The 24,036-nt window shown below is 61.7% G+C and carries 23 protein-coding genes; 5 read left to right on the top strand and 18 right to left on the bottom strand.

Annotated elements, in window-relative coordinates; all coding sequences use genetic code 11:
• Nucleotides 1-5: 5 nt before the first annotated feature.
• Genes BLT75_RS21405 through BLT75_RS21415 form a run of 3 tightly spaced genes read right to left on the bottom strand, consistent with a single transcriptional unit; the run spans nucleotide 6 to nucleotide 3,965 of the window.
• Nucleotides 6-1,067, bottom strand: a complete 1,062-nt coding sequence (locus BLT75_RS21405; RefSeq protein WP_093037000.1) for a helix-turn-helix domain-containing protein — start codon at nucleotides 1,065-1,067, stop codon at nucleotides 6-8.
• On the bottom strand, nucleotides 1,064-2,404 hold the full coding sequence (locus BLT75_RS21410; protein ID WP_176828168.1) for an MmgE/PrpD family protein: 1,341 nt from the start codon (nucleotides 2,402-2,404) through the stop codon (nucleotides 1,064-1,066). The genes BLT75_RS21405 and BLT75_RS21410 overlap by 4 nt, the downstream gene beginning before the upstream one ends.
• Entirely contained in the window at nucleotides 2,397-3,965 is a 1,569-nt protein-coding gene (locus BLT75_RS21415; RefSeq protein WP_342728098.1) for a trimethylamine methyltransferase family protein, read from the bottom strand. Before BLT75_RS21415 ends, BLT75_RS21410 begins: the two co-directional genes overlap by 8 nt.
• A 572-nt stretch (nucleotides 3,966-4,537) precedes the next feature.
• Here BLT75_RS21415 and BLT75_RS21420 point away from each other — a divergent pair.
• From BLT75_RS21420 to BLT75_RS21435, 4 genes are all read left to right on the top strand, one after another.
• Nucleotides 4,538-5,416, top strand: a complete 879-nt coding sequence (locus BLT75_RS21420) for a LysR substrate-binding domain-containing protein (protein ID WP_143028623.1) — start codon at nucleotides 4,538-4,540, stop codon at nucleotides 5,414-5,416.
• A gap of 109 nt (nucleotides 5,417-5,525) precedes the next feature.
• Complete coding sequence (locus BLT75_RS21425; protein ID WP_093037011.1) at nucleotides 5,526-7,079, top strand: trimethylamine methyltransferase family protein; 1,554 nt, start codon at nucleotides 5,526-5,528, stop codon at nucleotides 7,077-7,079.
• A gap of 23 nt (nucleotides 7,080-7,102) precedes the next feature.
• Complete coding sequence (locus tag BLT75_RS21430; protein WP_093037014.1) at nucleotides 7,103-9,511, top strand: FAD-dependent oxidoreductase; 2,409 nt, start codon at nucleotides 7,103-7,105, stop codon at nucleotides 9,509-9,511.
• A 338-nt stretch (nucleotides 9,512-9,849) separates the two neighbouring features.
• Nucleotides 9,850-10,482 carry a tyrosine-type recombinase/integrase gene (locus BLT75_RS21435; RefSeq protein WP_093037018.1) on the top strand — a complete coding sequence of 211 codons (633 nt, stop codon included), beginning with the start codon at nucleotides 9,850-9,852 and terminating at the stop codon, nucleotides 10,480-10,482.
• Between the two features lie 586 nt (nucleotides 10,483-11,068).
• Here BLT75_RS21435 and virB11 read toward each other — a convergent pair.
• The 13 genes from virB11 to BLT75_RS21505 all read right to left on the bottom strand — a co-directional run bounded on the left by virB11 (nucleotide 11,069) and on the right by BLT75_RS21505 (nucleotide 22,460).
• The gene (virB11, locus tag BLT75_RS21440) at nucleotides 11,069-12,040 is read right to left on the bottom strand and encodes a P-type DNA transfer ATPase VirB11 (protein ID WP_093037021.1); all 972 of its coding nucleotides are present in this window, start codon (nucleotides 12,038-12,040) and stop codon (nucleotides 11,069-11,071) included.
• Nucleotides 12,040-13,464 carry a TraB/TrbI/VirB10 family type IV secretion system protein gene (locus tag BLT75_RS21445; RefSeq protein WP_093037024.1) on the bottom strand — a complete coding sequence of 475 codons (1,425 nt, stop codon included), beginning with the start codon at nucleotides 13,462-13,464 and terminating at the stop codon, nucleotides 12,040-12,042. The genes virB11 and BLT75_RS21445 overlap by 1 nt, the downstream gene beginning before the upstream one ends.
• Nucleotides 13,465-13,466: 2 nt before the next feature.
• Nucleotides 13,467-14,201, bottom strand: a complete 735-nt coding sequence (locus BLT75_RS21450; protein WP_093037027.1) for a TrbG/VirB9 family P-type conjugative transfer protein — start codon at nucleotides 14,199-14,201, stop codon at nucleotides 13,467-13,469.
• Between the two features lie 6 nt (nucleotides 14,202-14,207).
• Entirely contained in the window at nucleotides 14,208-14,888 is a 681-nt protein-coding gene (locus BLT75_RS21455; protein ID WP_093037030.1) for a VirB8 family type IV secretion system protein, read from the bottom strand.
• A gap of 17 nt (nucleotides 14,889-14,905) precedes the next feature.
• A complete protein-coding gene (locus BLT75_RS21460; protein WP_093037033.1) occupies nucleotides 14,906-15,919 on the bottom strand; it encodes a TrbL/VirB6 family protein in 1,014 nt (337 codons plus the stop codon).
• Complete coding sequence (locus BLT75_RS21465) at nucleotides 15,920-16,357, bottom strand: hypothetical protein (protein WP_093037036.1); 438 nt, start codon at nucleotides 16,355-16,357, stop codon at nucleotides 15,920-15,922.
• Nucleotides 16,354-17,121 (bottom strand): type IV secretion system protein, encoded by a 768-nt coding sequence (locus BLT75_RS21470; protein WP_093037039.1) that lies wholly within the window; start codon nucleotides 17,119-17,121, stop codon nucleotides 16,354-16,356. The genes BLT75_RS21465 and BLT75_RS21470 overlap by 4 nt, the downstream gene beginning before the upstream one ends.
• Complete coding sequence (locus BLT75_RS21475) at nucleotides 17,118-18,230, bottom strand: lytic transglycosylase domain-containing protein (protein ID WP_093037042.1); 1,113 nt, start codon at nucleotides 18,228-18,230, stop codon at nucleotides 17,118-17,120. Before BLT75_RS21475 ends, BLT75_RS21470 begins: the two co-directional genes overlap by 4 nt.
• Nucleotides 18,231-18,432: 202 nt before the next feature.
• Complete coding sequence (locus BLT75_RS21485; protein ID WP_245706612.1) at nucleotides 18,433-20,862, bottom strand: VirB4 family type IV secretion/conjugal transfer ATPase; 2,430 nt, start codon at nucleotides 20,860-20,862, stop codon at nucleotides 18,433-18,435.
• Nucleotides 20,801-21,079, bottom strand: coding sequence for a VirB3 family type IV secretion system protein (locus BLT75_RS21490; protein WP_038070148.1), 279 nt, complete (start codon nucleotides 21,077-21,079; stop codon nucleotides 20,801-20,803). Before BLT75_RS21490 ends, BLT75_RS21485 begins: the two co-directional genes overlap by 62 nt.
• A 131-nt stretch (nucleotides 21,080-21,210) precedes the next feature.
• On the bottom strand, nucleotides 21,211-21,492 hold the full coding sequence (locus BLT75_RS21495) for a TrbC/VirB2 family protein (protein ID WP_093037051.1): 282 nt from the start codon (nucleotides 21,490-21,492) through the stop codon (nucleotides 21,211-21,213).
• A 16-nt stretch (nucleotides 21,493-21,508) separates the two neighbouring features.
• Nucleotides 21,509-22,186 (bottom strand): lytic transglycosylase domain-containing protein, encoded by a 678-nt coding sequence (locus BLT75_RS21500; RefSeq protein ID WP_245706613.1) that lies wholly within the window; start codon nucleotides 22,184-22,186, stop codon nucleotides 21,509-21,511.
• Nucleotides 22,146-22,460 (bottom strand): hypothetical protein, encoded by a 315-nt coding sequence (locus tag BLT75_RS21505; RefSeq protein WP_093037054.1) that lies wholly within the window; start codon nucleotides 22,458-22,460, stop codon nucleotides 22,146-22,148. Before BLT75_RS21505 ends, BLT75_RS21500 begins: the two co-directional genes overlap by 41 nt.
• Before the next feature lie 132 nt (nucleotides 22,461-22,592).
• Between BLT75_RS21505 and BLT75_RS21510 the strand changes: the two genes are divergently transcribed.
• Complete coding sequence (locus BLT75_RS21510; protein WP_093037057.1) at nucleotides 22,593-23,171, top strand: hypothetical protein; 579 nt, start codon at nucleotides 22,593-22,595, stop codon at nucleotides 23,169-23,171.
• Here the strand turns inward: BLT75_RS21510 and BLT75_RS21515 are convergent.
• The gene (locus tag BLT75_RS21515; RefSeq protein WP_093037060.1) at nucleotides 23,165-23,365 is read right to left on the bottom strand and encodes a hypothetical protein; all 201 of its coding nucleotides are present in this window, start codon (nucleotides 23,363-23,365) and stop codon (nucleotides 23,165-23,167) included. The genes BLT75_RS21510 and BLT75_RS21515 overlap by 7 nt on opposite strands.
• Before the next feature lie 76 nt (nucleotides 23,366-23,441).
• Complete coding sequence (locus tag BLT75_RS21520; RefSeq protein ID WP_245706614.1) at nucleotides 23,442-23,627, bottom strand: helix-turn-helix transcriptional regulator; 186 nt, start codon at nucleotides 23,625-23,627, stop codon at nucleotides 23,442-23,444.
• Between the last annotated feature and the right edge of the window lie 409 nt (nucleotides 23,628-24,036).

Consider the following 24,036-nt stretch of genomic DNA (forward strand, 5'->3'; position numbering starts at 1 on the left):
TATGATTAACGAACGGCGGCAGACGGCTCGCGGGTGGTTGGGGCATTGGCCGGAAGGCAGGTATTTTGGTGATCTGAAAACCGTCTTTTGCGGTCTTCGGTTGGCGTGACGCCGAAGTGTTTTCGATAGCATTTAGAGAATGCAGAGGTTGACTTGAATCCAGCCGCTAAAGACGCTGAAACAAGTGATACCTCTGGATCCCACACGAGGAACCGCGCATGGTTAAGGCGCAACGTTCGGTATACGCTGTGCGGAGAAGCCCCAAGAACTCTTTGAAATTTTCGCTCAATCTGGCGCATGGAAATGCCGATGACGCGCGATATGTCCACCATGGAGAGCGGTTTCTCCAGGTTAGACTGCATTCGCCTGATGCAGGCCCGGACAAGATAGTCTTGACTAGCACTTTGCTCAAGCTGACAGCTTTCAATCGATAGCGTGCTTACGGGTGTTTCGCTCAATCCCAGCTGTGCGCTCACCAGCTTTTTGGTCTCGGGCCCGAGGTCATGTCCGACCATCTCAAGTGCAAGTTGGAGGCCCGCACCTCCCGCGATTGCGCTCCAGATCGGGCCGTCAATCCAGATCGGCTGATCAATGAATTCATCGGCCCAACCTCTTTCCTTAAAGACGGCTCTGAAATTTGGATGTACCGCTACAGTTCGCTGTCGGCAGTGTCCAACTTGGGCTGCTAGAAAGACCGCACCTCCGCAAAACGCTGAGATCTTCGATTGCCATATACGCGCGGACACCTTTGTGCGGATCTTGGGATCCAAAGACCAAACGTTGCGGTGATCACCTAGGAAAAGAAGCGTTTCACCGCAGTTCGGTCGCTCTCCACTTTCGCCGAGAAAGTCCTGCAATCCATCGAAGTGGCTCAACCCGAACCGAGCATATCCCATGACGTCGTTTGCTGTCTGGAAGATTTCAGTTGCCGCCGATATCGCAAATTCCGGCCTGCTCGGGCCAAGGATGAAAGAGATTTTTCGGACGGCCGTATCACGATGGACCGGGCGAGGGACCGGCGCGCTGTGGCTGTATTGGTAGGAATTGGTTTTGCTTTGGTAGGTCATTGCGCCTCCCTCAACAGACCACACAGCAACGCTTGAAGGGTCGTGTCAGCCGCCGGATCCAGTACAATGGCTGCAATCCGCTTCTGCACCGTGTCTGGGATCACCCCGGCTGCGTATTTCCGGAACTTCGCGACGAGGGCGGCATCGCTTAGTGGATTGTCGTAGTTGCCTGCCGCCACATGAGGACTGGATTTGAGCACGCGGCCGTCTTTGAGGCTCAGGCTGACATGGGCATAGCGCTCTTCGGGGAAGGCCGCGTTGTAGTCAGCCCGTTCCGAAAATGTGATCAGATCGGCCAGTGCAAGCACCTCTGGCCGGTTGATTATCTTGGGATCAAGATGGCCCGGCAGAACGTCGCCGTGAATAAAAAAGAGTGCGACGGACACCGGCAGGCTATACTGGGCCTCATCCCCGTCCGTCGGGCGAGTGGTGGCCAATCTGGTTGCCTCGTGGAAGGTGCAGACTTCAAGTGTCTCGATGTCTTCGGCGGCAAACGCGTGTTGCTGGCGGAGCGTCCTGATCGCCTCTATCGGCGGCTGTGACCAGCGGCAGACAGGATAGGCCTTGAAATTCATCTCAAGCATGCGCCATCGCTGGCCCAGATCTGACCAGAGATGCGCAACCTCGTGGGCTTCGCAGGTGATCGCGGGCGCCCCGGTAAAGCCATCCTCGGCCAGATCCGCGGCGCTGACGCCCACCATCGCGCCCCAGCCCGAGCTGTCCTTGACCATGGTGGGGTGGTCAATCGCGCGCATCATCTGCGCTCGTGGGCCGTAATATTCCGCAATTCCAATGGCATGGCGGAACTGATCGCGTGAAAATCCCCTGATCCGGGCCACCATGGCCGCGCACCCCAGGGCGTTCCAGGCGCCGGAGCTGTGGTAATCCGCGACCGTTGCGTGCAGCGACAACCCCGCGCGCAAGGCGATCTCGTACCCCACAACCAGATGGGTCAGAAAATCGTCGAGCCGTATCCCGAGCGATGTCCCAAGCTCGGCCAGAAGGGCGGGCAATAGGGCCGCGCCCGCATGGCCTTTGCAGGATTGGTGACCGTCATGACCGTCAATCGAGTCAATCGCGATGGCGCCTGCAAAGGCAAATCCGGGCGGGCTGACGGGCCGTCCGTCAAAGAGCATCGGCACCGCGTCCTCGCTCGTGCCATAGCGTTTGGCGGCGTGATTGCTCGCGATCCGGGCCGACGGCGTGTTGGCGCCCGCCGCCCAGACCCCCACCAGGTCGACCAGACAGCGCCGCGCCTGGTGCATGACTTCGGGCGGGATATCGGCGGGGGTCAAACGGCTGGCAAAATCATAAGCATCTGCAAAACTGTCAGGCATCCAACGCCCCTCCTTCTTCGGTGCGCTTGGCAACAAAGGCGGCCAGTTCATCGCGAATGTCCGGGTCCAACGCAGGTTCGGTATAGGCCTGCAGCAAGCCATCCGAGATCTGCGCCGCACGGGCGAATGCGTCGGGCGCGCCGCCCTCGGTCCATGCGCCGAAATTGCGCCAATCAGACAAGATCGGCGCATAAAACGCGGTCTCGTAGCGCTCCAGCGTATGTTGCGTGCCAAAGAAATGCCCGCCGGGTCCAACCTCGCGCATGGCATCGAGCCCGTATTCGGCCTCTGCCGTGTCAATCGGCGTGTGGCTAAGCATAAGCGACTGGATCAGTTCTGCATCCAGAACCATCTTTTCAAACGAGGCCGTCAGCCCGCCCTCCAGCCAGCCAATCGCATGTTGCACAAGATGCGCCTGGCCGTCGATGGCGGCCTGGAGCGAGAAGAGCGATTCATAGGCCGCCTGCGCATCCATAGCGTTCGAGGCATTGGCGTTCGAGGCGCGGAACGGCATGTTATAGAACCGCGCCATCTGCCCGCCCGCGATGATCGCGCGCACATTTTCCGGCGTGCCAAAGGCGGGCGCGCCCGATTTCATATCCACATTCGAGGTGAAACAGCCATAAAGCACCGGCGCGCCCGGGCGCACGGCCTGGGTGATGGCGATGCCCATCACCGCCTCGATATTCTGCTGCAACAGCGCGCCTGCCAGCGAGACCGGCGCCATGGCACCTGCCAGTGTGAAGGGCGTGATGATGACCGGCTGGTTGCGGCTGGACATGGCAATCAGCCCGTCCAGCATCGCCTCGTCAATCAGAAGCGGCGAGTTGATGTTCACATTGGTGATTGCGACGGGCCTGGTTTCCAGATCAACTTCCGAGAGGCGCTGGGCGATGCGGTTCATCTCCAGCCCGTCTTCGATCCGCGTGGCGCCAATCGCATAGAGGCGGAAGGGCTTGTCGGTCAGGGTCAGGAAATCGAAATTGCAATTGAGATGACGGGTCGCGACGGGCAAATCCGTCGGCTCGACCGGATTGCCGCCAAAGGCATTGACTACATTGAGCTGTTGCGAGAGCCGCAGAAGGTTTTGAAAATCCTCATAATTGCCGGGGCGCCGCCCGCCTTTCAGATCGGAGGCATTGGGTGCGCTGGCCACGGACATGAACGCCACCTTGTCCCCGCCGATATAGAGCGACCGCGCGGGCGTTCTGGAATGCAGCTCAAAACCGCTCGGGGCGGTGGACAAGAGCTGCTCGACCAGCGCGGGGTCCATCCGCACCATCTCGCCCGCGTCATCCACATCAGCGCCCGCCCCGCGCAATATCTGCCGGGCGCGGGCCGATTGCACTTTCATGCCGCTGTCTTGCAGGAAGCGCAAAGTACGTTGGTGGATATCGGCGACCTGATCTTCGCTGAGGATAACGCGGCGTTCAGCGGTGATCGACCATTGGTGCGCTGCTTCTTGCGGGAGGGGTGATACACCGGATCGCCGCCCTCGTTTCCTGCCACTTCGCGCCATAGCACCTCCCGTCGGTTGCACGAACAGAAGCATCTGAGGCATATCAGGCCGAGCAATCCGTACGATTACCCATGTATAGCTGAGAAGATCGTCAGTATTTTAACGATCTTTTGTAACATAATTTTAAGTTTTTCTCCAAATAAAGCGCGTAGCTTCGAACTAGACCTTACCCAAAGCTGACGTTGGATCTGGGTGCAGCATGCGGTAGTTTGGGCTCTCTGCCGCCGTTAGCCGCATCGCGACATCATTGGGGATTGGCCCAGATCCCACCGACAGGGACGGCCCTTTGCTGCCGTTGACCACCGCTCTTCTCCGCTGCGGCGCGGCCCGTCGAACCGGCCGTTCGCTGCACCCGCAAAATCAAGGGTAGGTTAAATTCACAGTCTGCGGGACAAAGTGAATTTTTTCCGCGGGCGCACCTACGGTCGCTCGCGGGTGATCCAGTCAAGATGGAAGCAGAAAGCGAATCCAATTTTCCAGCAGGCTGCCGGGTATAATTAACTCTGCTGTCTGGACAAAGTCTCGTCCGGGCGTGCATTTCTTCGAATGTCAGGTTTATCCCCACTTTTGCCGGATTGAGGGAGCAACGATTGAGAAAATACGAGTTGCCAGCGTTGTCCCAACTTCACACCTTCGAGGCGGTGTCCCGGCGATTGAGCTTTACCTCCGCCGCGGACGAGTTGTGCCTGACGCAAAGCGCTGTAAGCCGTCAGATCATTTCTCTGGAAACGGCGCTTGGGTGGAAGCTGTTCACGCGAAAGCACCGCGCCATAGAACTGACCCCCGAAGGGCGGCAGCTATACGATGCTGTCACACGAGGTCTTGACGAAATCGGGCGTTGTGTCAGCGAACTGCGTGCTGCGGTCGAGATGCCGCAGATCACGGTCGCGGCATCGGTTGCCTTTTCCTATTACTGGCTGATGCCGAGGCTGGAGCGTTTTTCCGAACGGCGTCCGGAGATCGACCTGCGCGTGCTTGCAACGGATCAGAAGGTCGACCTGACGCGGCAGGACGCCGATGTCGCTGTGCTTTACGGAGACGGCAATTGGGATGGGGTGGTGGTCCGCCGGCTTTTTGCCGAACGTGTCTACCCGGTCTGCAGTCCGGGCTATCTGGCCAGTCATCCTGAATTGCAGCGCCCGCGCGATCTGCTGGATCAGACGCTGCTGCACCTCGACGGCGGCGGGAATATATGGGGGGATGTCAACTGGCAGGTATGGCTGGCGCGGCAGGGGGTCACGGGTCAGCCTGTGCGTCGGGGTATCCGGCTCAACAGTTATCCGATGGTTCTGCAGGCGGCCGAGGCTGGCCGGGGTGTCGCCCTGGGGTGGAGCTATATCACCGACGAAATGCTGGAGACGAACCGTTTGGTCTGCCCGTTCCAGTTCCCTCTGGAAACACGGTTTAGCTATTACGTTGGCGCATCCGTGGACAAGGCTGCGCACCCGATGATTGCAGATTTTATACAGTGGATATTGGAAGAATGCGGATAGGTCGTAGCTTTCGCATGATATCATGGAATGATACGCATTCGAAATGATCGTTTGCGAGGATCTCTGATCCATAGCTAGCTGGGCCTCGTGAAACGTCGCGAGGTCGCCCATGCTTGCAATTGACACCAGAAGGTCAGTCCGTCGAGGTCGCAACAAGGCCGAGGCCTCTTCTGCGGTTCGGCCCATCAGTCCTGGCATGTTTGGTGGACGATACCGGCCGCTCAGCCAGTCGGAGATGGAGCGCATCCACGCGCTGGTGCTGCAACTGCTGGCCGATCTGGGACTGTCTCAGGTCACACCCAGTCTCGAGGCCCGCGCTGTAGCGGCCGGCTGTCATGTCGACGACGCCGGCCGCTTGCGTTTTCCTCGCGCGCTTGTCGAGGATGTGATCGCCCGCACGCGGCGAAAGTTCACCTTGCACGGCATCGACCCCGCGCATGACATCGAGATCGCAGCCGGGCGCGTTCATACCGGAACCGGCGGCGCCGCCCCGACAATCATGGATTTTCACAGCGGTAAGTACCGTGAAAGCACGGTTGCCGATCTTTACGATATCGCACGGCTGGTGGACCGGATGGACAACATCCATTGGTATCACCGCTCGGTCGTCGCGCGGGATACGAACACGATCCTCGATCTGGATATCAACACCACCTACGCCTGCCTTTCGGGCACCACGAAGTCCATTGCCGTCAGCTATACCGACAGCGCCAGCGTTCGCGCCGTGATCCCGATGCTTGATGCCGTTGCGGGCGGCGAGGGCAAATTCCGCGAACGTCCGTTCTGCACGGCGGTCTGTTGTCACGTTGTTCCGCCGATGAGGTTCGCGACCGAAAGCTGCGATGCGCTGGAAGCGGCGGTCGAGGCCGGAATGCCGATCCTTCTCGTAGCCGCCGGACAGGCCGGGGCGACCGCTCCTGCAGCATTGGCCGGGGCTGTGGCGCAGGCCTGTGCCGAGGTGCTGGCCGGATTGGTTCTGTGCAACATCATCGACCCGAACTGCCGGGGCATCTTTGCTACATGGCCCTTTGTCAGCGACCTGCGGACCGGGGCCATGTCCGGAGGCTCGGGTGAACAGGCACTTCTATCGGCCGCTTGCGCGCAGATGGCCGGTTTCTATGACCTGCCAAATTCGGTTCCTGCGGGCATGACCGACAGCAAGCTGCCAGATATGCAGGCGGGTGGAGAAAAAGGCTACACCATTTCGCTCGCCGCCCATGCTGGGGCCTCGATGATCCACGAATGTGCGGGGATGCAGGGCAGCCTGATGGGCACCAGTTTCGAAAGCTATGTGCTGGACAACGATCTGATCGGCGCCATCCTGCGCACGGTCAAGGGGATCGAAGTCAGCGAAGACACGCTCAGTTTTGATGTGATCCGAGACGTTGTTCTGGGGGAAGGTCATTATCTTGGTCACCCGCAGACCTTTGCGCGCATGAAAACGGATTATCTTTATCCCGGGATCGCTGATCGCCGCAGCATCAGCGCGTGGGAAGATGCCGGCGCCCGCGACGCCCGCGACGTGGCACGCGACAAGGTCCAGAAGATCCTTGGAGAGCATTATCCGAGCCACATTGCCGAAGATGTGGACCGCAAATTGCGCGACAACTTCAACATAATTTTGCCGAGGACCCGGATGTTTGCCGGAAATGGCACTTGGTAGCCCCAACGGGAAAGGAACAAACGATGCAAACACATGCGAAGGTGGTGATCGTTGGCGGCGGCATGATGGGGGTTGGGCTGGCCTATCACCTTGCCGAAGAGGGCTGGACAGATGTGGTGCTGATCGAGAAGGGCGAACTGACATCGGGGTCGACCTGGCACGCAGCTGGGCAATGCCCGAGCTTCATCGGCAATTACAACATGGCCAAGATCCACCATTACTCCAACACGCTGTACCCGCGGCTGGAAGAGATCACCGGCCAGCCCGCGGGATGGCACGGCTGTGGCGGCATCCGTCTGGCCACGACGCAGGAAGAAGTGGATTGGTTCAACTATGTGGCCGGGTTCGCGCCGAATATCGGTTTTCACATGGAGGTGATCGGCCCTGACCGCATCAAAGAACTGAACCCGTGGCTGCAGACCGAGGGTATCCTGGCCGGAGCCTGGACCAACATGGACGGTCATGTGGATCCGTCCAGTGCCTGCAACGCGATGGCCGCCGGGGCGCGCCAGATGGGGGCCACGATCATCCGCCGCAACCGGGTAACGGACATCAAACAGCAACCTTCAGGCGAATGGCTGGTGGTGACCGAGCTGGGCAACATCACCTGCGAACACGTCGTCAATGCCGGTGGCTGCTATGCGCGCGAGGTCGGGCTATGGGTCGGGCTGGATACGCCGATCACCAATATGGAGCATCATTACCTCGTCACCGAGGCGCTTGACGAGTTCAAGACCTGGGATGGCGAATTGCCAGTGATGCGCGACCCTGCCACCGCCGGGTATTACCGGCAGGAACAGAAATCCGGCCTGGTTGGCATCTATGAGCATTTCGGTGCCAAGGAAGCCTGGGACCATCGCGGCGGATACCCGGAGTGGGAGAGCGAGAACGAACTGTTCGACGGCGACCTCGACCGGATTGCGCCGTGGCTGGAACAGGCTTTCGAGCGCATGCCGATTTTCGCCAATGCCGGGATCAAGCGCATCATCAATGGCGCCATCCCGCACACGCCCGACGGCAACCCGCTGGCCGGTCCCGCACCGGGGTTGCGCAATTTCTGGCAGTGCTGCGGCTCGTCCATCGGCATCGCGCAAGGTGCAGGTGTTGGCAAATACCTGGCGCAATGGATGGTGCATGGCGATTCCGAGATCAACATGGCCTGTTGCGATCCACGCCGTTTCGGCGGGTTCGCAACTCAGGACTACACCCGCGCCAAAAGCTTCGAGGACTATCACGAGATGTTCGTGACCCCCCTGCCGGGGCGCGAGGCGGCAGCGGGGCGCGAGGCGCGCACCACGCCGCTTTTTGAACATCTCAAGGCCAAGGGGGCGGTCTATACAACGGCCTTCGGCTGGGAGCGGCCAAAGTATTTCGCGCCCGAAGGGTTCGTCGAAGACCTGCAATTCCGCCGCAACAATACCTTCGCCATCGTGGCCGAAGAGTGCCGGGCGGTGCGCGAACGCGTCGGCATCTGCGATCTGTCCAGCTTTGCAAAGTTTGACGTGACTGGCCCGGGGGCCGAGGCGCTTCTCGACCGGCTTACCGCCAACCGGCTACCCCGGAAACAGGGCGGCATCAACCTGACCCATGTTCTGTCCGAAAACGGCCGGATCATCGGCGAATGGACCATAACGCGATTGGCAGATGACCGGTTTTACGTTTTGACCGGCGCAGGCGCCGAACTCCAGGCGCTGGATCACCTGTCCGAGGCAGGCGATGATGTCACTGTTGCCAATGTCACCGACGACTACGGCATGCTGGTCGTAGCCGGCCCCAAGGCGCGCGATGTGCTGCAACCGCTGACCGATGCGGACCTCTCCACCCCGGCCTTCCGCTGGCTGTCCGGCAAGGAGATCACGGTCGCCGGAGTCCCCCTGCGCGCGCTCCGCGTGAACTACGTCGGCGAACTGGGCTGGGAACTCCATGCCCCGATGGCGCGACTGGCCGAGCTTTACCGCGCCGTCTGGGATGCGGGCGTGACCCATGGCATCGCCGATTTCGGCGTGCATGCGGTGAACAGCCTGCGCATGGAAAAGGCCTATCACGGCATGAACGCGGAACTGACCAACGAGATCACCCTGATCGAAGCAAATTGCACCCAGTTCTACGCTCCTGACAAGGGAAGTTTCAAAGGCCGTGATGCAACCGAAGCGGTTCGCGAAAACGGTGCCGTCACCAAACTGGTCTATGGCGAGGTCGCTGTGACCGATTGCGACATCTACGGCGGCGAGCCGGTGATGCAAGGGGACACGGTGGTCGGTGTGTGCACCTCAGGCGGCTACGGTCATGCCACAGGCAAGAGCCTCGGCTTCGCCTATGTCGATCCTGAAGCAGACGGTGGGCTGGAGGTGGTTATCCTAGGCGAGCGTAAGACCTTTACACTGCTTGACACCCCGGTTTGGGACCCTTCCAACGCACGCCAGAAAGCATGAACCGATACAGAGCCCAGAAAACAGGCTCGAGACGAAATTCCTGTTCGCTGTCCTAGCCTGCCTATTTGGGATCAAATGGGACAGCACCGTTTTCTCGCCGAAATATGTAGCGACGTTTTTTCTCGCCTCTTCGGTCCTATCTTTGCGAACCGGACCTAAGAGCCACGAAGTTACCAACGGTTGCTTTGGTTCGGACTTCTGCAGTTGGATGCGATCGCAACATCCGGCAACATGGGCTCCAAGCCGACCTCGGATGCGACGCAGCATCCTGTGATATGGTGGCATCGTCAACGTCGGGTTGTCGTTGTGGGAGGGAATGGCGGATCGGAGGATCAGTCATGGAAACACCAAACTTACCGGCCATTCGTGCGCTACGCCCGGCTTGGAACAAGGGGCGCATCGTCGGGCAGAAACGGCCACTGAAACCAAAACACGTCTGGGCGATCCGTGTTCGACTTGAACTGGCCGAGAACCATCGAGACCTTGCGCTATTCAATATGGCCATCGACAGCAAGCTGCGCGGCTGTGATTTGGTGAAGATGAAAGTCGTCGACGTCATGGCGTCTGGTCAGATCAAAGAGCGGGCATCGGTCCTGCAAAGCAAGACTCAGAAACCTGTGCGATTTGAGATATCCGAAGGGACACGCGCCTCTGTCGAAAAGTGGATGGAAGATGAGCTCATGGTCGGCTCGGAGTACCTATGGCCGGGTCGGTTCCATGAACGTCTGCACATCTCGACACGCCAGTACGCCCGGATCGTCCGGGATTGGGTCACGTCGATCGGTCTGGAGGCCAGCGCATACGGAACGCATTCGATGCGGAGGACCAAAGTCACACAGATCTACAAGAAGACCGGCAACCTGAGGGCGGTCCAGCTCCTACTTGGGCACACAAAAATGGACAGCACCGTCCGGTATCTCGGCGTCGAACTGGAAGATGCCCTTGCAATTGCAGAGGCCATTGAAATCTAACAACTTGGGCCGTCTTCGCGGGCGGCCCACTGCTGCCGTTCGCCAGCAGATCAGGATGCCGCGGTGCGGCCCGTCGAACCAGCCATTCGCTGCGATTGCAAAATCTCAGCGCAAACGAACTCACAGATCGCGGGACAAAGTGAGCTTTCGCCGCGTGAGCGCCAGGGTCTGCTTACAGAAAACACGCGGCCAAAAACCGTCGATTCCGCCAGTGACACAAACGTAGGGTTTTGACCGATACGGCAACGCTCTCCGTGGGCTCTGTTGATGGCGTGGATGTCCTCTCCTTCTGTGATGGCTTCAACAATCATCACATTGGCACTGCGATGCCGTCAGGAGGGGGCATCCACGCCATCAACAGAGCCTCAGATCGGCACAAAGATGGGCTTGGTGTTTCGGCGTCAGGTGGCCAAAATCCAACGTTTCTTTCACCGACGAAAACCACCGTTTGTGACCGGCCAAGTTTCTCGAAAGCAGACCTCGGCGCAGCTGCAGCGAAAGTGTGGAAAGTCCGCATAGCGGGCATCGGCTCAAGGTGCAGCGAACGTCCGCTCTCCGCCCTTCCTGTCGAGCGTCGCCGTCAACCCTACAGATAAAACTCCGTAATCCCCCGCTTCCCTTCGACCCGCCCGAGCTGGACGATCACGTCGATGGATTTCCGGATGTACTCCCGCACCTCGGCGAATGTCAGCGGTGTTCCGGCTTGCAGAACCATGATCGCCAACCGGTCGATGGCGAGTTCCGCGGTTTCAGCGTGGATCGTGGAGACCGACCCGCCATGGCCAGTGTTGATCGCTTCGAGATAGGTCAGGGCTTCGGCGCCGCGCAGCTCGCCAACGATGATCCGGTCGGGGCGCATGCGGAGCGATGCCTGCAATAGTGCGTTGGCGCTGCGTTGCGACCCGGCACCTCGGTCGGCCAGGAGAGCGACGGTATTCGGCTGGCCGAGGAAAAGCTCAAAAGCGTCTTCGATGGTGATCAGCCGTTCGTGCTCGCCCACATGGGTCAGGAGGTGCCGGGCAAAAGTGGTCTTGCCGGTCGAGGTGCCGCCGCTGATCAGAACGTTGAGCCGGGCCTCGACCAGGGTCTGCAGCGCGGCCTCGAGATTCTCTTCTGCCAGATTGGCGATGTTCTTCATCTTCTCGGCGCGGAGCGAGTCAAGCGAGACGGCCTTGCCGAAGAGATAAGCCGGGGTGTAATCCCGTACGCTGCCGGAGGCGAAGAGGCGGATGGTGATCGAGGCCCCGCGATCGATGGCGGGCGGTACGGCGACCTGGACCCGAAGCGGACGGCCTGCATATTCTACCTTGCCGGAGACGAGCGGGTTCTTTTCAGAGACGCGGGCCTTGGCGTCGCCGACGATGGTCTGGGCCATGTTGAGCGCGGTCGTTCGGTCCACAGTTTGGCCCTCATGGCGCATGGTGGCATCGCCCGCGACCTCGAGCCAAACCTTTCCGTCCGGGTTGATCGCGATCTCGACCACGTCGTCGCGCTTCAGCAGGTCGCGGAACGGATCGAGATAGCGCTCGAGGTAGGACGCTGGTGACGCCTGCTCCATCAGTAAATCACCACATCCCGGTCCACGAGCACGGTGACCGAGGCGCCCTGATCGACATAGATGGTCGGCGCGATCGAGACCTGATCGGCGATGACCGATCCAACCGCGTCCTGCAGATCGCTGCCGACATCGCCCAAGACGATGCTCGTGGTTTCGTTATTGGCACTCTCCGCCGCCACGGCAGGCGCCGCCCCGATCACGGAAATCAGCGCCGCGCCGCCGAAGCGCTCGGCGAACTTGGTGTCGACAAGACCTGTGAGGCCCGAGCGGCCGAGCTGGTCTCCGCCCACGGCGGCGATTTCCATCGAGGTGCCGTCCGGGGTGAGGACGCGGGTCCAGAGGATCAGGATGCGCTTCTGGTGCATCTCGATGCCGGAGCGGTATTGGCCAAAAAGGCGGGAACCCCGGGGGATCAGGATCCGGTCCCCGGAAAACGCCGGAACCGGCTCGGAGACGACCGCGACAACGGAGCCCGGCAGGTCGCTGTTGATAGCGGTCTGGAGCGCGGCCTGGATGACCGAGCCTTGCGTCAGCGTGCGCTCGGGATGGGTGAGGCGGGCGGCCTCCTGCACTTCGAGCGGTCGCGCGCTTTGCAGGAAGGCCTCATTTCCTGACAGGACCGGCCCCCCGGTGCCAACAGCAGCAGGATCGGCCACCGCCGCGCCACTCGCGCCGCCGCGCGGACCGTCGGCAAAGACCACCGCTGGCGATTTGATCTGCGCGGTCAGAAGCTCCTCGGCAACCCGCTCGGCCTCACGCTGACGCTGCTCCTCTTCCTGACGCCGGCGTTCTTCGCGCAGGCGCTGATCGGCGATCAACCCTTCGCGATCGAGCTCGGCCTCGAGGCCTTCGCGCTGCGCCCGTTCGGCATCGAGCATGGCTTGCAGCCCTTCGATGCGGGCCTCGGTCTGGCGCTGCAGGTTGGCAAGCTCGGTTTCCTTGGCGGCGAGCGTTGCTTCAAGCGCCGCCTTCTGTTCGTCGAATGCCTCTCGCAAGTCGGCAACGGCGGACTGGATTTCCAAGTTGCGGGCAGCCTGACTGGCGGCGAGGGCCTCGCGCAGCTTGGCGATCTCGGCCAGTACCTCGGCGCTTGGCTCCGGGGCAGGGGCGGCGGGCACGTCCAGCGCTTCCTCGACGGCGATCAGCGCGTCGTTGACCCTTTGCTCGGTCTCGTTTGGAGGAAACTCCAGCCGCCCGCCGGTGCCGGGGCGGCGGTCCTGGAAGGTCTCGACATCGGAGGTCTCAAGCGCGCTGTCACCTTCCTGCAGACCAGTGGCCAGGAAATACGCGACCCCGGCGCCGCCAAGGGCGAGGGAGGCGGCGAGTGCACCGACCCCGAGGCTGTTGCCGCGGCGCTTAGGATTGTTGCGCTGGCTGAACTGATCAAGGCGGTCTTGCAGATCGGGAGGGGTTTGATCGGCCATGGTCAGTTGCTCACGTAGATCGCGCTCTCGTCGCGCCAGGCGCAGATCGCCTCGTCGCCGATGCGCAGCGTCCAATAGGTGTTGACCCCGAGCACCCGGACCGTGTTGCCTTGTTGGGTCCAGTTGACCGTGCGCTCGCGACCCTGGTCATCGGCCTTGAAGAGAGCAGGCTGGCGACCGTTCTCCGGGAAGACGAAATACGTATAGCGCCCGTCGTCATAGATATGGCTGGGGCGGAAATCCCCCTCGCCTGAGACGCGGTAGTTGTAGTTCCGCGGTGCCTCGAACCCCTTCGGTTGGGAGGCCGCCGTCGCACGGCGTTCCTCGTCGGGGTAGCGGAAGCGGACCTCGAAGAACATGCCGGTGCGGTTCGGGATCGAGCCCTCGCGCAGGTGGAAGGAATAGGTGCGGCGGTTGGTGATCACGGTCATGTTGGTCGAGGCATTGGCCACATGCGGTTTGATGGTCAGCACATTGCCAAGCTCGGGGATCGGGTCGACCTGGAAGCTTTCGGTGTCGCCGACGATCACGGCCTCGAAGCGCTCCCCCGCCCCGAAATGGATCGTCGTCGAATGCCGCAAGTCCGTCTCGATCCTGTAGACCTGGTTTTCATTATAGACGGCGGTGCGGATGCGGATGTCGAGCGGGCCGCCTTGCGGCGTGGCCTCGGCAAAGGCGGCAACAGGAAGGACAAGCGCTATAAAAAGCAAGGTGAGGAGCGCGGGCAGGGATTTCATGAGGGATCAGTTCTCCAGGGTCTCGGCGTCGACGCGGTAGGAGGTCACCACGAAGCCCAAGGGGTTGGCCCAAACGTCCTGAAGGCGCTGGCGGGTTTCGGGTTGGAAGTCATAACCGACTGTGGCGACATAGGACCGGGTCACTGTGCGGGTGTCGCGGGGGCGGCGCAGCGTGCGGGTGAAGCGGACCTGGGCCACGCCGCGCTCGATCTGGTTCACCGATTTGATGACCACCTCGATCTTTGCGTCACGGCCATAGACGGTGATCGGGTAGTCTTCGTTGGTGGAGGACCAGAGATCGCGCAGCGTGCGGGCGGCATCGCCGTCCGAGCGGTCGAGGACCGAGTTGATGCGTTGCTCGCCATCGGTCAGGTCATAGGTTTCGCGGTCATCGACATAAGCCACGAGATTGGCCTGGATGATGGCGTCACTTTCGGACAGCGTCAGCGCCTGGACGGCGGCGACCCGATCCATCTCGCCGGTTTCCTTGTCGACCACGACCACGAAGGTCTCGGTCGTTTTGAGCGGAAAGAGGCTCGCGCCCGCGACCATGCCGGCGACACCCACCAGCACGCCAGCCGCCGCGACGAACCAGGCAAAGCGCTCGCGCCGTCTTGGCCCGTAGATGAAATCCACCTCGAAAGCGTCGCGGTCGGGCGCAGGGGAACTGGTTACAGTCTTCTTCAAAGTAGTCGTCTTTCACATCAGGGTTTGCGGAAGGCCTTGGCGGCGGAGAGAAGCGCGCCGGGGCTTTGGCGGATCATCTCGCCGGTCTTCACCACGCCCGCATTGGCCATCTGGTTCAGCTCGTGCGGAGACTTGCCGGTGACGAGACGCGAGGCGGCACCCGTGCCGTACTCGCGCGTGTTCACGAAGCCCTGACGTGCGAGGCCGGTCAGACCCACGGCATTCGAGGCAATGCCCACCACGCCGGTAAGGTTGGAGGCGATGTAGGGCACCGAGGCCATGATCCCGGCGCTGAGGATCAGGATCACGAGGAAGGGCAGGATGAGGCTGACGGTCTCGACATCGCCGGGATCGGCGGAGGCGTCCCCGATTGTTTCGGCGATGGCGACGATGATGCCTGCGGCCCCGGCGGCGGCGACCGGCATGAGCGCATAGCCGATGGTGGCGCGGGTCCAGGCCTCGAAAAGCGACTGGGTCGGCTTGAAGAGCGAGGTCACGATCATGAAGGGGGCGATCACGATCATCAGCGCGAAGACGATGCGGGCGAAGGCGATTATCCCGGCGGTGACGGCGGCGAAAACGGCGGAAAGGACGAAGAAGATGGCACCCAGAACCGCGCCGAAGACCCAGCCCGCGCGATCGCCGATCGTGTCGCCATAGGCGGTGATGCGAGCGACCATGTTGTCGAGGCTCTCATAGACCCCGGCCTCGTCGCCCGAGCCGGTGAGCGCGAGGATCGAGGCTCCGACGGAGTCGGGCACGCGCGTGACGATGTCATAGATGACGCTGAAATTGTCCCAACTCTGCGCGAATATCCCCACCAGTGCCACCTTCATCCCGAAGGCAAAGCCGGTGCCGAAGGGCAGGGGGCGGAGTTGCATCACGGCGTTGATGCCGAGGAGGATGACAAGGAGCGTCGCGCCCGCCGAGATGACATTACCGACCGAGGCCGCCGAGGAGACAAAGCCGTCCTGCGCCACGGTGTTCACCGCGGCGTCGACCTGGCCGAGGATGTCGCGAATAACGCCCATCTACTCCGCACAGGCCTCCACAACTTGCGCCTCGAGCGCGTCCGCCTTGGCGTAGAGATCGAGCACCTTGAACGGCAGGCGTGGGTTGTCCGAGGTCTGGAACCGGGGCAGGGCGGTGAGCGCCTGATTCCAGGTGAACTGATCCAGCAGGCAGGTGCAGCTCTCCGAGGCGAGGGCTTCCTCGGCAATCAGGATGCGCAGGATCGTGCGGTAGCCGTTGCGAAGGTAAGCCGTTTCGGCCAGATAGGCGGGCGGCTTCGGAACACGGCATGCGTCGGCTTCGTCCCGCGCGATGGCCATCGAGCTGAAGGGTGTGTCACCGGAGGGCTGCGTGGTCGGGGTTTGGGCCAACGCAGCAATGGGCAGGGCGGCCACGACAAGCACGGCGAGACCAAGCGCCCGAATTGGTGCCAAGCTGTGGGTGATGGACATCCTCATGGATCCACCGCCATCGAGCGGAATTTGCGCTCATCCGCGAGGGTCGCTGCATCGACGACGCTAAGCTGGCCGGCACTGACGCCCTGGGCCGCTTCCAGCCGCCAGATCTGGGTCAGAATGATGCCGAGCTCGGCGGTGACGCGGGTGTTGAGATCGACGGCGGCTTTCAGCCCGTCCTGATCGTCGATGAGCCCGACCATGGTCTCGAGCCGTTCGAGGCTTTGGCCTGCCTCTTCATGGCTTTCCTGAGCGGCGACGGAGAGCATGGCGCTGGCCCCGGCAGAAGCGGCGATGCGGTTGTCGGCAGGCTGATCGGAGCTCGAAAGCGTGCTCAGTCGTTCCGAGGTGAAGCCGCTGCCCGAGAGTACCCGTTCGACCGAGGCTGACAATTCCGCGCCCGGATTGAACCCGCTCAGGAAATCGCCGCTGGCCAAGGATTGCGCGGTGTTAAGAGGTCCCACCAGTTTGCCGCGGAGCGCGCGGAACTCTTCGACGGTGGCGAAAAGCTCACCCAGCCCGCTGCCCTCGATGAGTGAGGTCAGTTGCGCCTCGAGGTTCGTCAACTGCGACAGTTGGGTTTCCAACTCCAGCCGCATGGTGGCGAGCTGCTGCATCTGGACGTTCAGGTCCTCGGCCATGTGCTCGAGCTGGGCCACGAACTGCTGAAGTGCGGAGCCATCAAAGGTCGGCACGCCTTGGGCAGCAGCGGGCGAGGCAAACCCGAGTGCGGTGACCGCAGCTACGGTCAGGAGAAGCTGTCTCATTCGGGAACTCCTATCTGCATGAAGTCGCGCTCGGCCAGCCGGTCGGCGACGAGGTGCTGCGCATAGGCCGCCTCACGCTGCTGGTTGGCGGCCATCAGCCGGACGCGGAGATTGACGATGCGGCCGATCTCGGCCTTGGCATAGGTGTTGAGCTCCCAGGCCGCCTTGGCATTGGGTTGCGCATCGATCTGCAGGATGATCGCGCGGAGGCGGTTGATCACTTGCTCGGTCGTTGCCGAACTGTCGGCGGCGTAATAGACGCCCGCCTCGGAGATGCTGGCATATTCGGCGAGCGCAAAATCCGAGGGCGAGAGCGTGCCGAGCGCGTCGGCGCCGCCCACGACAGCCAGGTATTCGTTGTAGAATTTCGAGATGTTGCGCACATAGCCTTGGGTCTCGGCAAAGGGCGGCACGCCACCATATTCAATGACCCGACCGGGGCCTGCGTTATAGGCCGCAAGTGCATGGGGGATGTTGCCGAAGCGGTTGAGCTGCGTGGTGATGTAACGCGCGCCGCCGCGGAGGTTGTCTTTCACGTCATAGCGGTCGACTCCAAGATCGGAGGCGGTGCCGGGCATGAGCTGGGTCAAGCCAAAGGCCCCGACCGGGCTTTCAGCGGCGACGTTAAAGCGGCTCTCCTGTTTAATCAGGGCCTGGAAGAGGCAGCGCCACTGGGTGGCGGAGAGGCCGGCGCGGGCCACACCCGGTGCGCTTGCGAACTCGCCCGCGACCTCGACGATCATCATCTCGACCGTCTCGCGGCCTTCGCCGAAAAGGCGGCTGTTCATCGGGCTCGGATCGGTGTTCGGGTAGACCGCCGCCACCCCGAAATCCGCATTGCCCTCGAGCGCGCGGATATCGAAGCCGGGGCCGGTGATGGCCGCCGTCATTTCCTCGAGCACGCGCAGCTGGTCGGCTTGGACATCGGCCAAAGTAGACTCCGTCCGATCCTTGTCCTGCTGGACGCCCAGATCCTCGGCCAGTGCCGTCACCCGCGCGATGGCGCGACCGATCGCGGAATTATCCTGCGTCGGCACGCCCTGGGCATGCGCGGGCAAAGCGCCAAGACTGAGGCAGAGCCCCGCGGTTATGATCGCGACACGGCTCATTCCGGACGGGGCAGGGGTTCGAAAGTGCAGTCGGGTTTGGCCGTCGCGTGAGCCGGTGCGCCCATGGTCGAGAAGGAAAGTGCGGACCGGGTCACCTGCGGCTCGCCATTGCGTCCGAAGCAGGGCGAGGTTTTCTCGGTGTACTTTTCGCAAGCCGAGAGAAGACTCGCGGCGGCGCAAAGCGCGAGGAGAGGTTTTAGGCTCATATCATATGTCTCCAGAAATCAGGATTGGCGCGCCAATCGGCGGGCACACGCGCCTCGCCGGTGGCCCCGCCGCCAAGGATGGGGAGGAGGTGCCCAAGCGCGGAGAGATCGGCATCGATGAAGACGCTGTCCCCCGCCGAGCGCACAAGCGCGATGCGCTGGCCGATGGTGGGTTGCACGAGGAGGGCGGCCTCCTTGGCGTTCACGCGGAGGAAATCGTAGTCGGAGACCGTAGCGCGGTCGTTCGGGAAGAGGATCTGTGTCGGGACTGTTTCGACGATGGTCTTGCCGACGCGGGACTCCCGCAGCTGGCTCGGATATTGCGTCATCATGATTACGACGCAGTTCATCTTCCGAAGCGTCACCAGCCAGTTTTCCAGCCGCGCCCCGAAGTAGGGATCGTCCAAGAGCTTCCAGGCTTCGTCGAGCACGATGATGGTGGGACGGCGGTCCTCGACCACGCGTTCGATCTGGCGGAAGATATAAGACAGAACCGCCATGCGCTCGGTGGTCATGTCGAGGATTTCGGTCATGTCGAAGCCGATGATGTCGGAGGCCAGTTCAAGCCCGGCACCCTGTTCCGGCTCATCGAAGACCCAGCCATAGCGCCCGCCCGGGGCCCATTCGGCGACGCGGGACTGCAGCTCGCCATCGTCATCGAGCGACTGAAACAAGGTCTCGAAACTCGCGAAGCGCCGGAGTGAGCCCTCGGCATGGGCATTTTGCGAGACCGCGCTCTGGATGTGTCGTGACTGCTCGCCCGTGAGGGTTCCATTGCGTGTGAGAAGCGTCGCCAGCCAATCCGAGAGCCAGGCGCGGCCACGTTCGTCGATTTCGGTATCGAGGGGGTTCAAGCCCGAGGGCACCCCGGCGCGGATTTCGTTGTAGCGGCCACCAAGGGCGCGCACGGCCATCTCGAGGCCGCGATCCTTGTCGAAGAAGAAAAGCCGCGCGCCGACCCGCTGCGCCTGCGCCGTGAGGAAGGCAGTGGTCAGTGTCTTGCCGGTGCCGGTGCGGCCCAAGACGAGGGTATGGCCGACGGTCGGTTCCTTGCCGGGGCCACCCGCCTCGTGGAAATTGAACCGATATCCCGAGGTGCCGACCGTGGGCAGGACCGAGATGGTCTGACCCCATGGCGACTGGTCAGGACCACGCCCCTCGACGCTGCCATGAAGCGCTGCGAAGTCGGCGAAGTTGATCGAGGAGATCGGCGTCTTCCGCGCCCGGTAGCCGAAATTGCCGGGCGATTGCGCGAAGTAGGTGGCTTTCAGCGCCATGTTCTCGCGCACGATGACGGACATGATCTCCTGACCCACGCGCTTGATCTGGGCGGCGGCCCGTTCGAGCGTGTCGCGGTCCGGCGCGTAGACCGCGATGGAGAGGTGATGGTCCCCGAAGGCGATGCGTCCTGCCTCCTGGTCGTCGGCAGCCTGGCCCAATTGTTCGCGCAGGGAGACGGCCGCATCGTCGGAGGCCTGCATCTGGCGGATGATGCGCTGGATACGTTCGGCCATGATGTTGTTCGGGATCGGGCTGAAGGAGTTCGTGAGCACGATGTCGAGCGGCAGGTCGAGCGCGTCGAGCAGCGTCACATCGGTCAATGCCGGGTAGGTCTTCATCGAAAAGAGCGCGCCGTATTTGACCCGCCCAGTCACGGCGTCGGTCAGGGTGACGACGTCGCCGTCGAAGGTCGCGCGGCAATTGCTCAATGTATGTGAAAGAGGCAGAGCGCTTTGTCCGAAGGCTATGGGGGAGAAGCTGCCCGCGTTCAGCGTGTTTAGATAGCCCAGCCATTCACCACCCGTGCGGGTCAGGCGCACAGGGTTGGCCGAAGACAGAGCCACCTCGAAAAAGCCCATGACCTCGTTCAGCTCTTGCAGGCGCGTCGCGCGGTCCTTGACCCAAGCCTTTCGGGCCAGCGCGCGCAGGAGCGGAATGCGGGCGGAGATATCGGGGCGCCGGATGACGCTGAGATAGAGTTGGCGCTTGGCTGGGCGCAGGTCTTTGACATGGGTCTGCCAGCGCGCGTCGATCGCGGCGGCGAAGCTGTCTTCCTCGATGGGGCGCATTCCGAGATCCTGCGGCACGGAGATCCGGTGGATGTAGAAACCGAAGGCGTTTCCGGTCTGGGCGACGATGGCCGCGACCGCGCGTTTGAGCGCGTCGAGCCGGGCGTCCTCAGTGGTCATCGGGTTCAGACCATCAAGGCGCAGGGTCGCCAAGAGGTCGCCCTCGCGGAGGACCATCACATCGTCGTCCGCGAGGGCGAAATACGGCAGATGCGCCGCGAGATAGCTTTCCCGCGCGAATTCCCCGCCGCCGGCCTGAAGCAGGGCGGTTCCGTGAGTGGAAAGGGTGCCTGCATCAAGCGCCAAAGCTGTCCCCTCCGTGCAGGGCGCGGTTCTTCGTCGGGCGCACCGAGCCATAGGAGACGCGCAGCACCTCGAAGAAATGCGGCTCGCGGTCAGCGACGAACCAGAGGATCGGATAAGCAACGAGGCCGATCAGGAAGAAGACCATCGACTTCGTCCAGATGAACGGCAGAACGACCCCTGTCGCCAGCACCACGAGGTATCCGACGGGGAGGCCCAGATACTTGGGCGGACGGGCGAGGCCCAGAAAGAGGGGGGATCGTTCTGCCATCTAGTGACTTTCCCGCTCAGCAAGAGACGGGCATCCGCAGGGCAACTCGAGGCAGCGTTTGCGTAGCACAACGCGTTCGAGTTGACCGCAGGATTCCGATTTGCGGGAAAGGCACAGTGCTTTCCAGTTCATCACGAGAACCCATCCACAATCGTCCCGGCCGAGAAGATCAGCACGATCCCGATGATGACCGAGGCGAACCAGCCCCAGTTCAGCCGCCCCATCATGCACATGAAACCAGTGCCGATGACGGCGAGCGTGGCGACCGCGATCCCAATCGGACCGGTCAGCGCGGCCTCGACGGTTTCCAGCATGGTCTGGATCGGCGACAAGTCCTGCGCGAAGGCAGGGCTTGCGAAAGCCGCCAGGGTTGTGGCGACAGGCAAGAGGCGGCTGAGGCGATGTCGAAGCATGCGAAGTTCCCTTGTTTTACTGAAGATCGATGAGGACCGGCGCGCGGGCTGGAACCCGGTCTGCGACGCGGATGTCCGGCGCGGAAACAGGTGTACCCGCAAGTCGGGACCGGATCCGGTGGATGCGCGCGATGTAGTCGCGGGTCTCGATGAAAGGCGGGATGCCGGAATACTCGACCACCCGGTGCGGTCCGGCATTGTAGGCCGCGAGCGCCAAGTCGATGTCCTTGAACGTTCCGAGTTGTGCGAGCAGATACCGCGCCGCGCCGTCGAGGTTCTGGGAGGGATCGCGCGGATCGACTCCGAGGCTCCGGGCCGTGTCCGGCATCAGTTGGCCGAGACCATAGGCGCCCTTCGGGCTGACGGCGGTCGGGTTGTAGCTGCTTTCAGCCTCGACCAGGGCGCGGAACAAGACCTGCCAGTCGTCGGCACTCAGACCAACCTGGCGTAGGGCGCGGTTCCCCTGGTGGCGGTCTGCGGTGGCGTGGATCAGGGAGAGGATGCCGTCGCGACCGGACAGCGGCGTGGCGTCCAACGAGGCCAGAACGACTTCGGCCTCAGTGCTATCATCCAGCCCTGCCCAGGCAGGTCGTTCGCCATGAAAGATCCAGCCGGATGTCCGCGCCGTGCCGTCGCGGCCGAAGGTGATGACGTCAGCCGTGCTCCTCGAGGGTGATGCTGTAGTCAGGACCAAAGCGCAGATCGCGCCCGTCACCGAACTCGAGATGATGTTTGAAGAGCCCCGGCCATATGTTGAAATACCGCGGCTCTGGCCCGTGCGGGGTGATCCGAGTGGAAACCAGAATGGCTTCCGGCTCGCCCTCGCGCAGGTAGATGCACTGGTAGCGCGGCTTGCCATCGTCCGTGAACCCCACGAGCTCATACCGGCAGCGGAACGCGATGCCCTTCTCGGACAGGTCTTTGACACCATCGATGGTGATCAGGATCTGGTTGCGCGCTATCGGCATGTTCGGACTCTCCCCACGAGAGCCCTTCTACTTCACGACACTAAGGCCATAAAGTCATATGGAGTCAATACTACATATTGCAGATAAATACATATTGCACGATAGTTGCTGCAACTTTTGCGGGAGAGCGACATGAAGCGACAGGTGATGGCAGCTGCAATGGGAGTGATGGCGGTGTTCGGAGCCCCTGAGAAGGCGCAGGCCTATGACATCGACTGCGCCATCATGCTCTGCATGGCGGGCGGGTTCCCCCCGAGCGCCGTTTGTGCCCGGGCCTATCGCACCATGATCCGCCGTATAACGCCCTGGCCGAGCCTACCGCCCTTCGGGGTCTGCACCTTTGCCCATGTGCCGGTCGAACTGGGCGGCCCCGGCGGCGAGGGCGAGCTCGACACCAATCTGCCGGAATACGAATGGTTGAACCGGACCCATGTGATCTGGTTCACCGGGCGCTCCTACGAGCCGCGCGACGAGCCGCGTCAGTGGGATTGGTCGATCCGCTCCTGCGATCGCGAGAACCGGACCTGCCGCTACATTCAGCGGGTCTACGGATCCCACACGCCCTGGCCCGCGACATTCATCTCGGAAAGCGGTCAGGAGATCGCCTATCCGAGCGGTGGTGGCCTATGGCACTTCTATTCTCGCAGCATCATGGTCGAATACGGCGATTACGAGGGCAACATGGGCCACTCAGAGTGGTTTTCTTACTGATCCTGGTTGTCCGGCAGCTCGAGTGAAATCGGCCGCACAATGATACGCGTGTGGTCGTAACTGTCCGGGTCCACAAACTGGCGGCGGCTCACGCTTCCATCATCCCAGCGGTAGTCGGTAAACACATGAGTTTCGTTGGTTCCGTCGATGATAAACCCTTCCTGGAAGGGCCAGCCTGTCTTTCTCTTCGCCATGTACCCGCGCCACTCGTACTGTTCTTGCCGTTTTGTCTTTCGTAGTCGGGGCAGGTTCAAAGCCTCAGGAAGCGGATTAGCGCCTCGCGAAAAGCTCTTCGGGATCGACGTTCAGCGCCCGGGCGATGCGTTCGAGAAGATCGAGGGAGGCTGCGAACTTCGAGTTCTCGAGCCTGCCCATGTGACCGCGGCTTACGTTGGCCTGATGAGCAAGCGCTTCCTGGCTGAGGCCGCGGGCGCGTCTCAAGTCCTGGATGTTCAATGCTACACGGTCCCGCAAGTTCATGCCCGCGAAACGGACACGATGCACGAAATATCGCCACGCGATATATGTTACATTCGGAGGTGAGGGTGCAGAAAAGTCGAAAATCGGTGCTTAGAGATAGAAGACCAATTTGCATGTAGTTCCGTGTGCTTGGTGTTGCGGGTGCTACTAGGGCGAGTGTTCGTAGTCGTCAATACACCATGACACGAAATAGCGTCAGTCACGCATAATGAAGTTTATGTAATAATGACCCGTGTTCTTGGGATTTCGAGAGTCAGTCTTAAGCTAATTTATTTGAATTGACCTTTGCGCTGCCAGGTGTTGGCACGAACCAAATGTGCAATAAGACCGTTGGCGTCTTTAGTCCTCAGTTTTTCAAATCCGGGAACCATAAAAACGGTTCAGA

Origin of the sequence: Ruegeria marina (assembly GCF_900101475.1) — a bacterium.
GTDB lineage: Bacteria > Pseudomonadota > Alphaproteobacteria > Rhodobacterales > Rhodobacteraceae > Ruegeria_B > Ruegeria_B marina.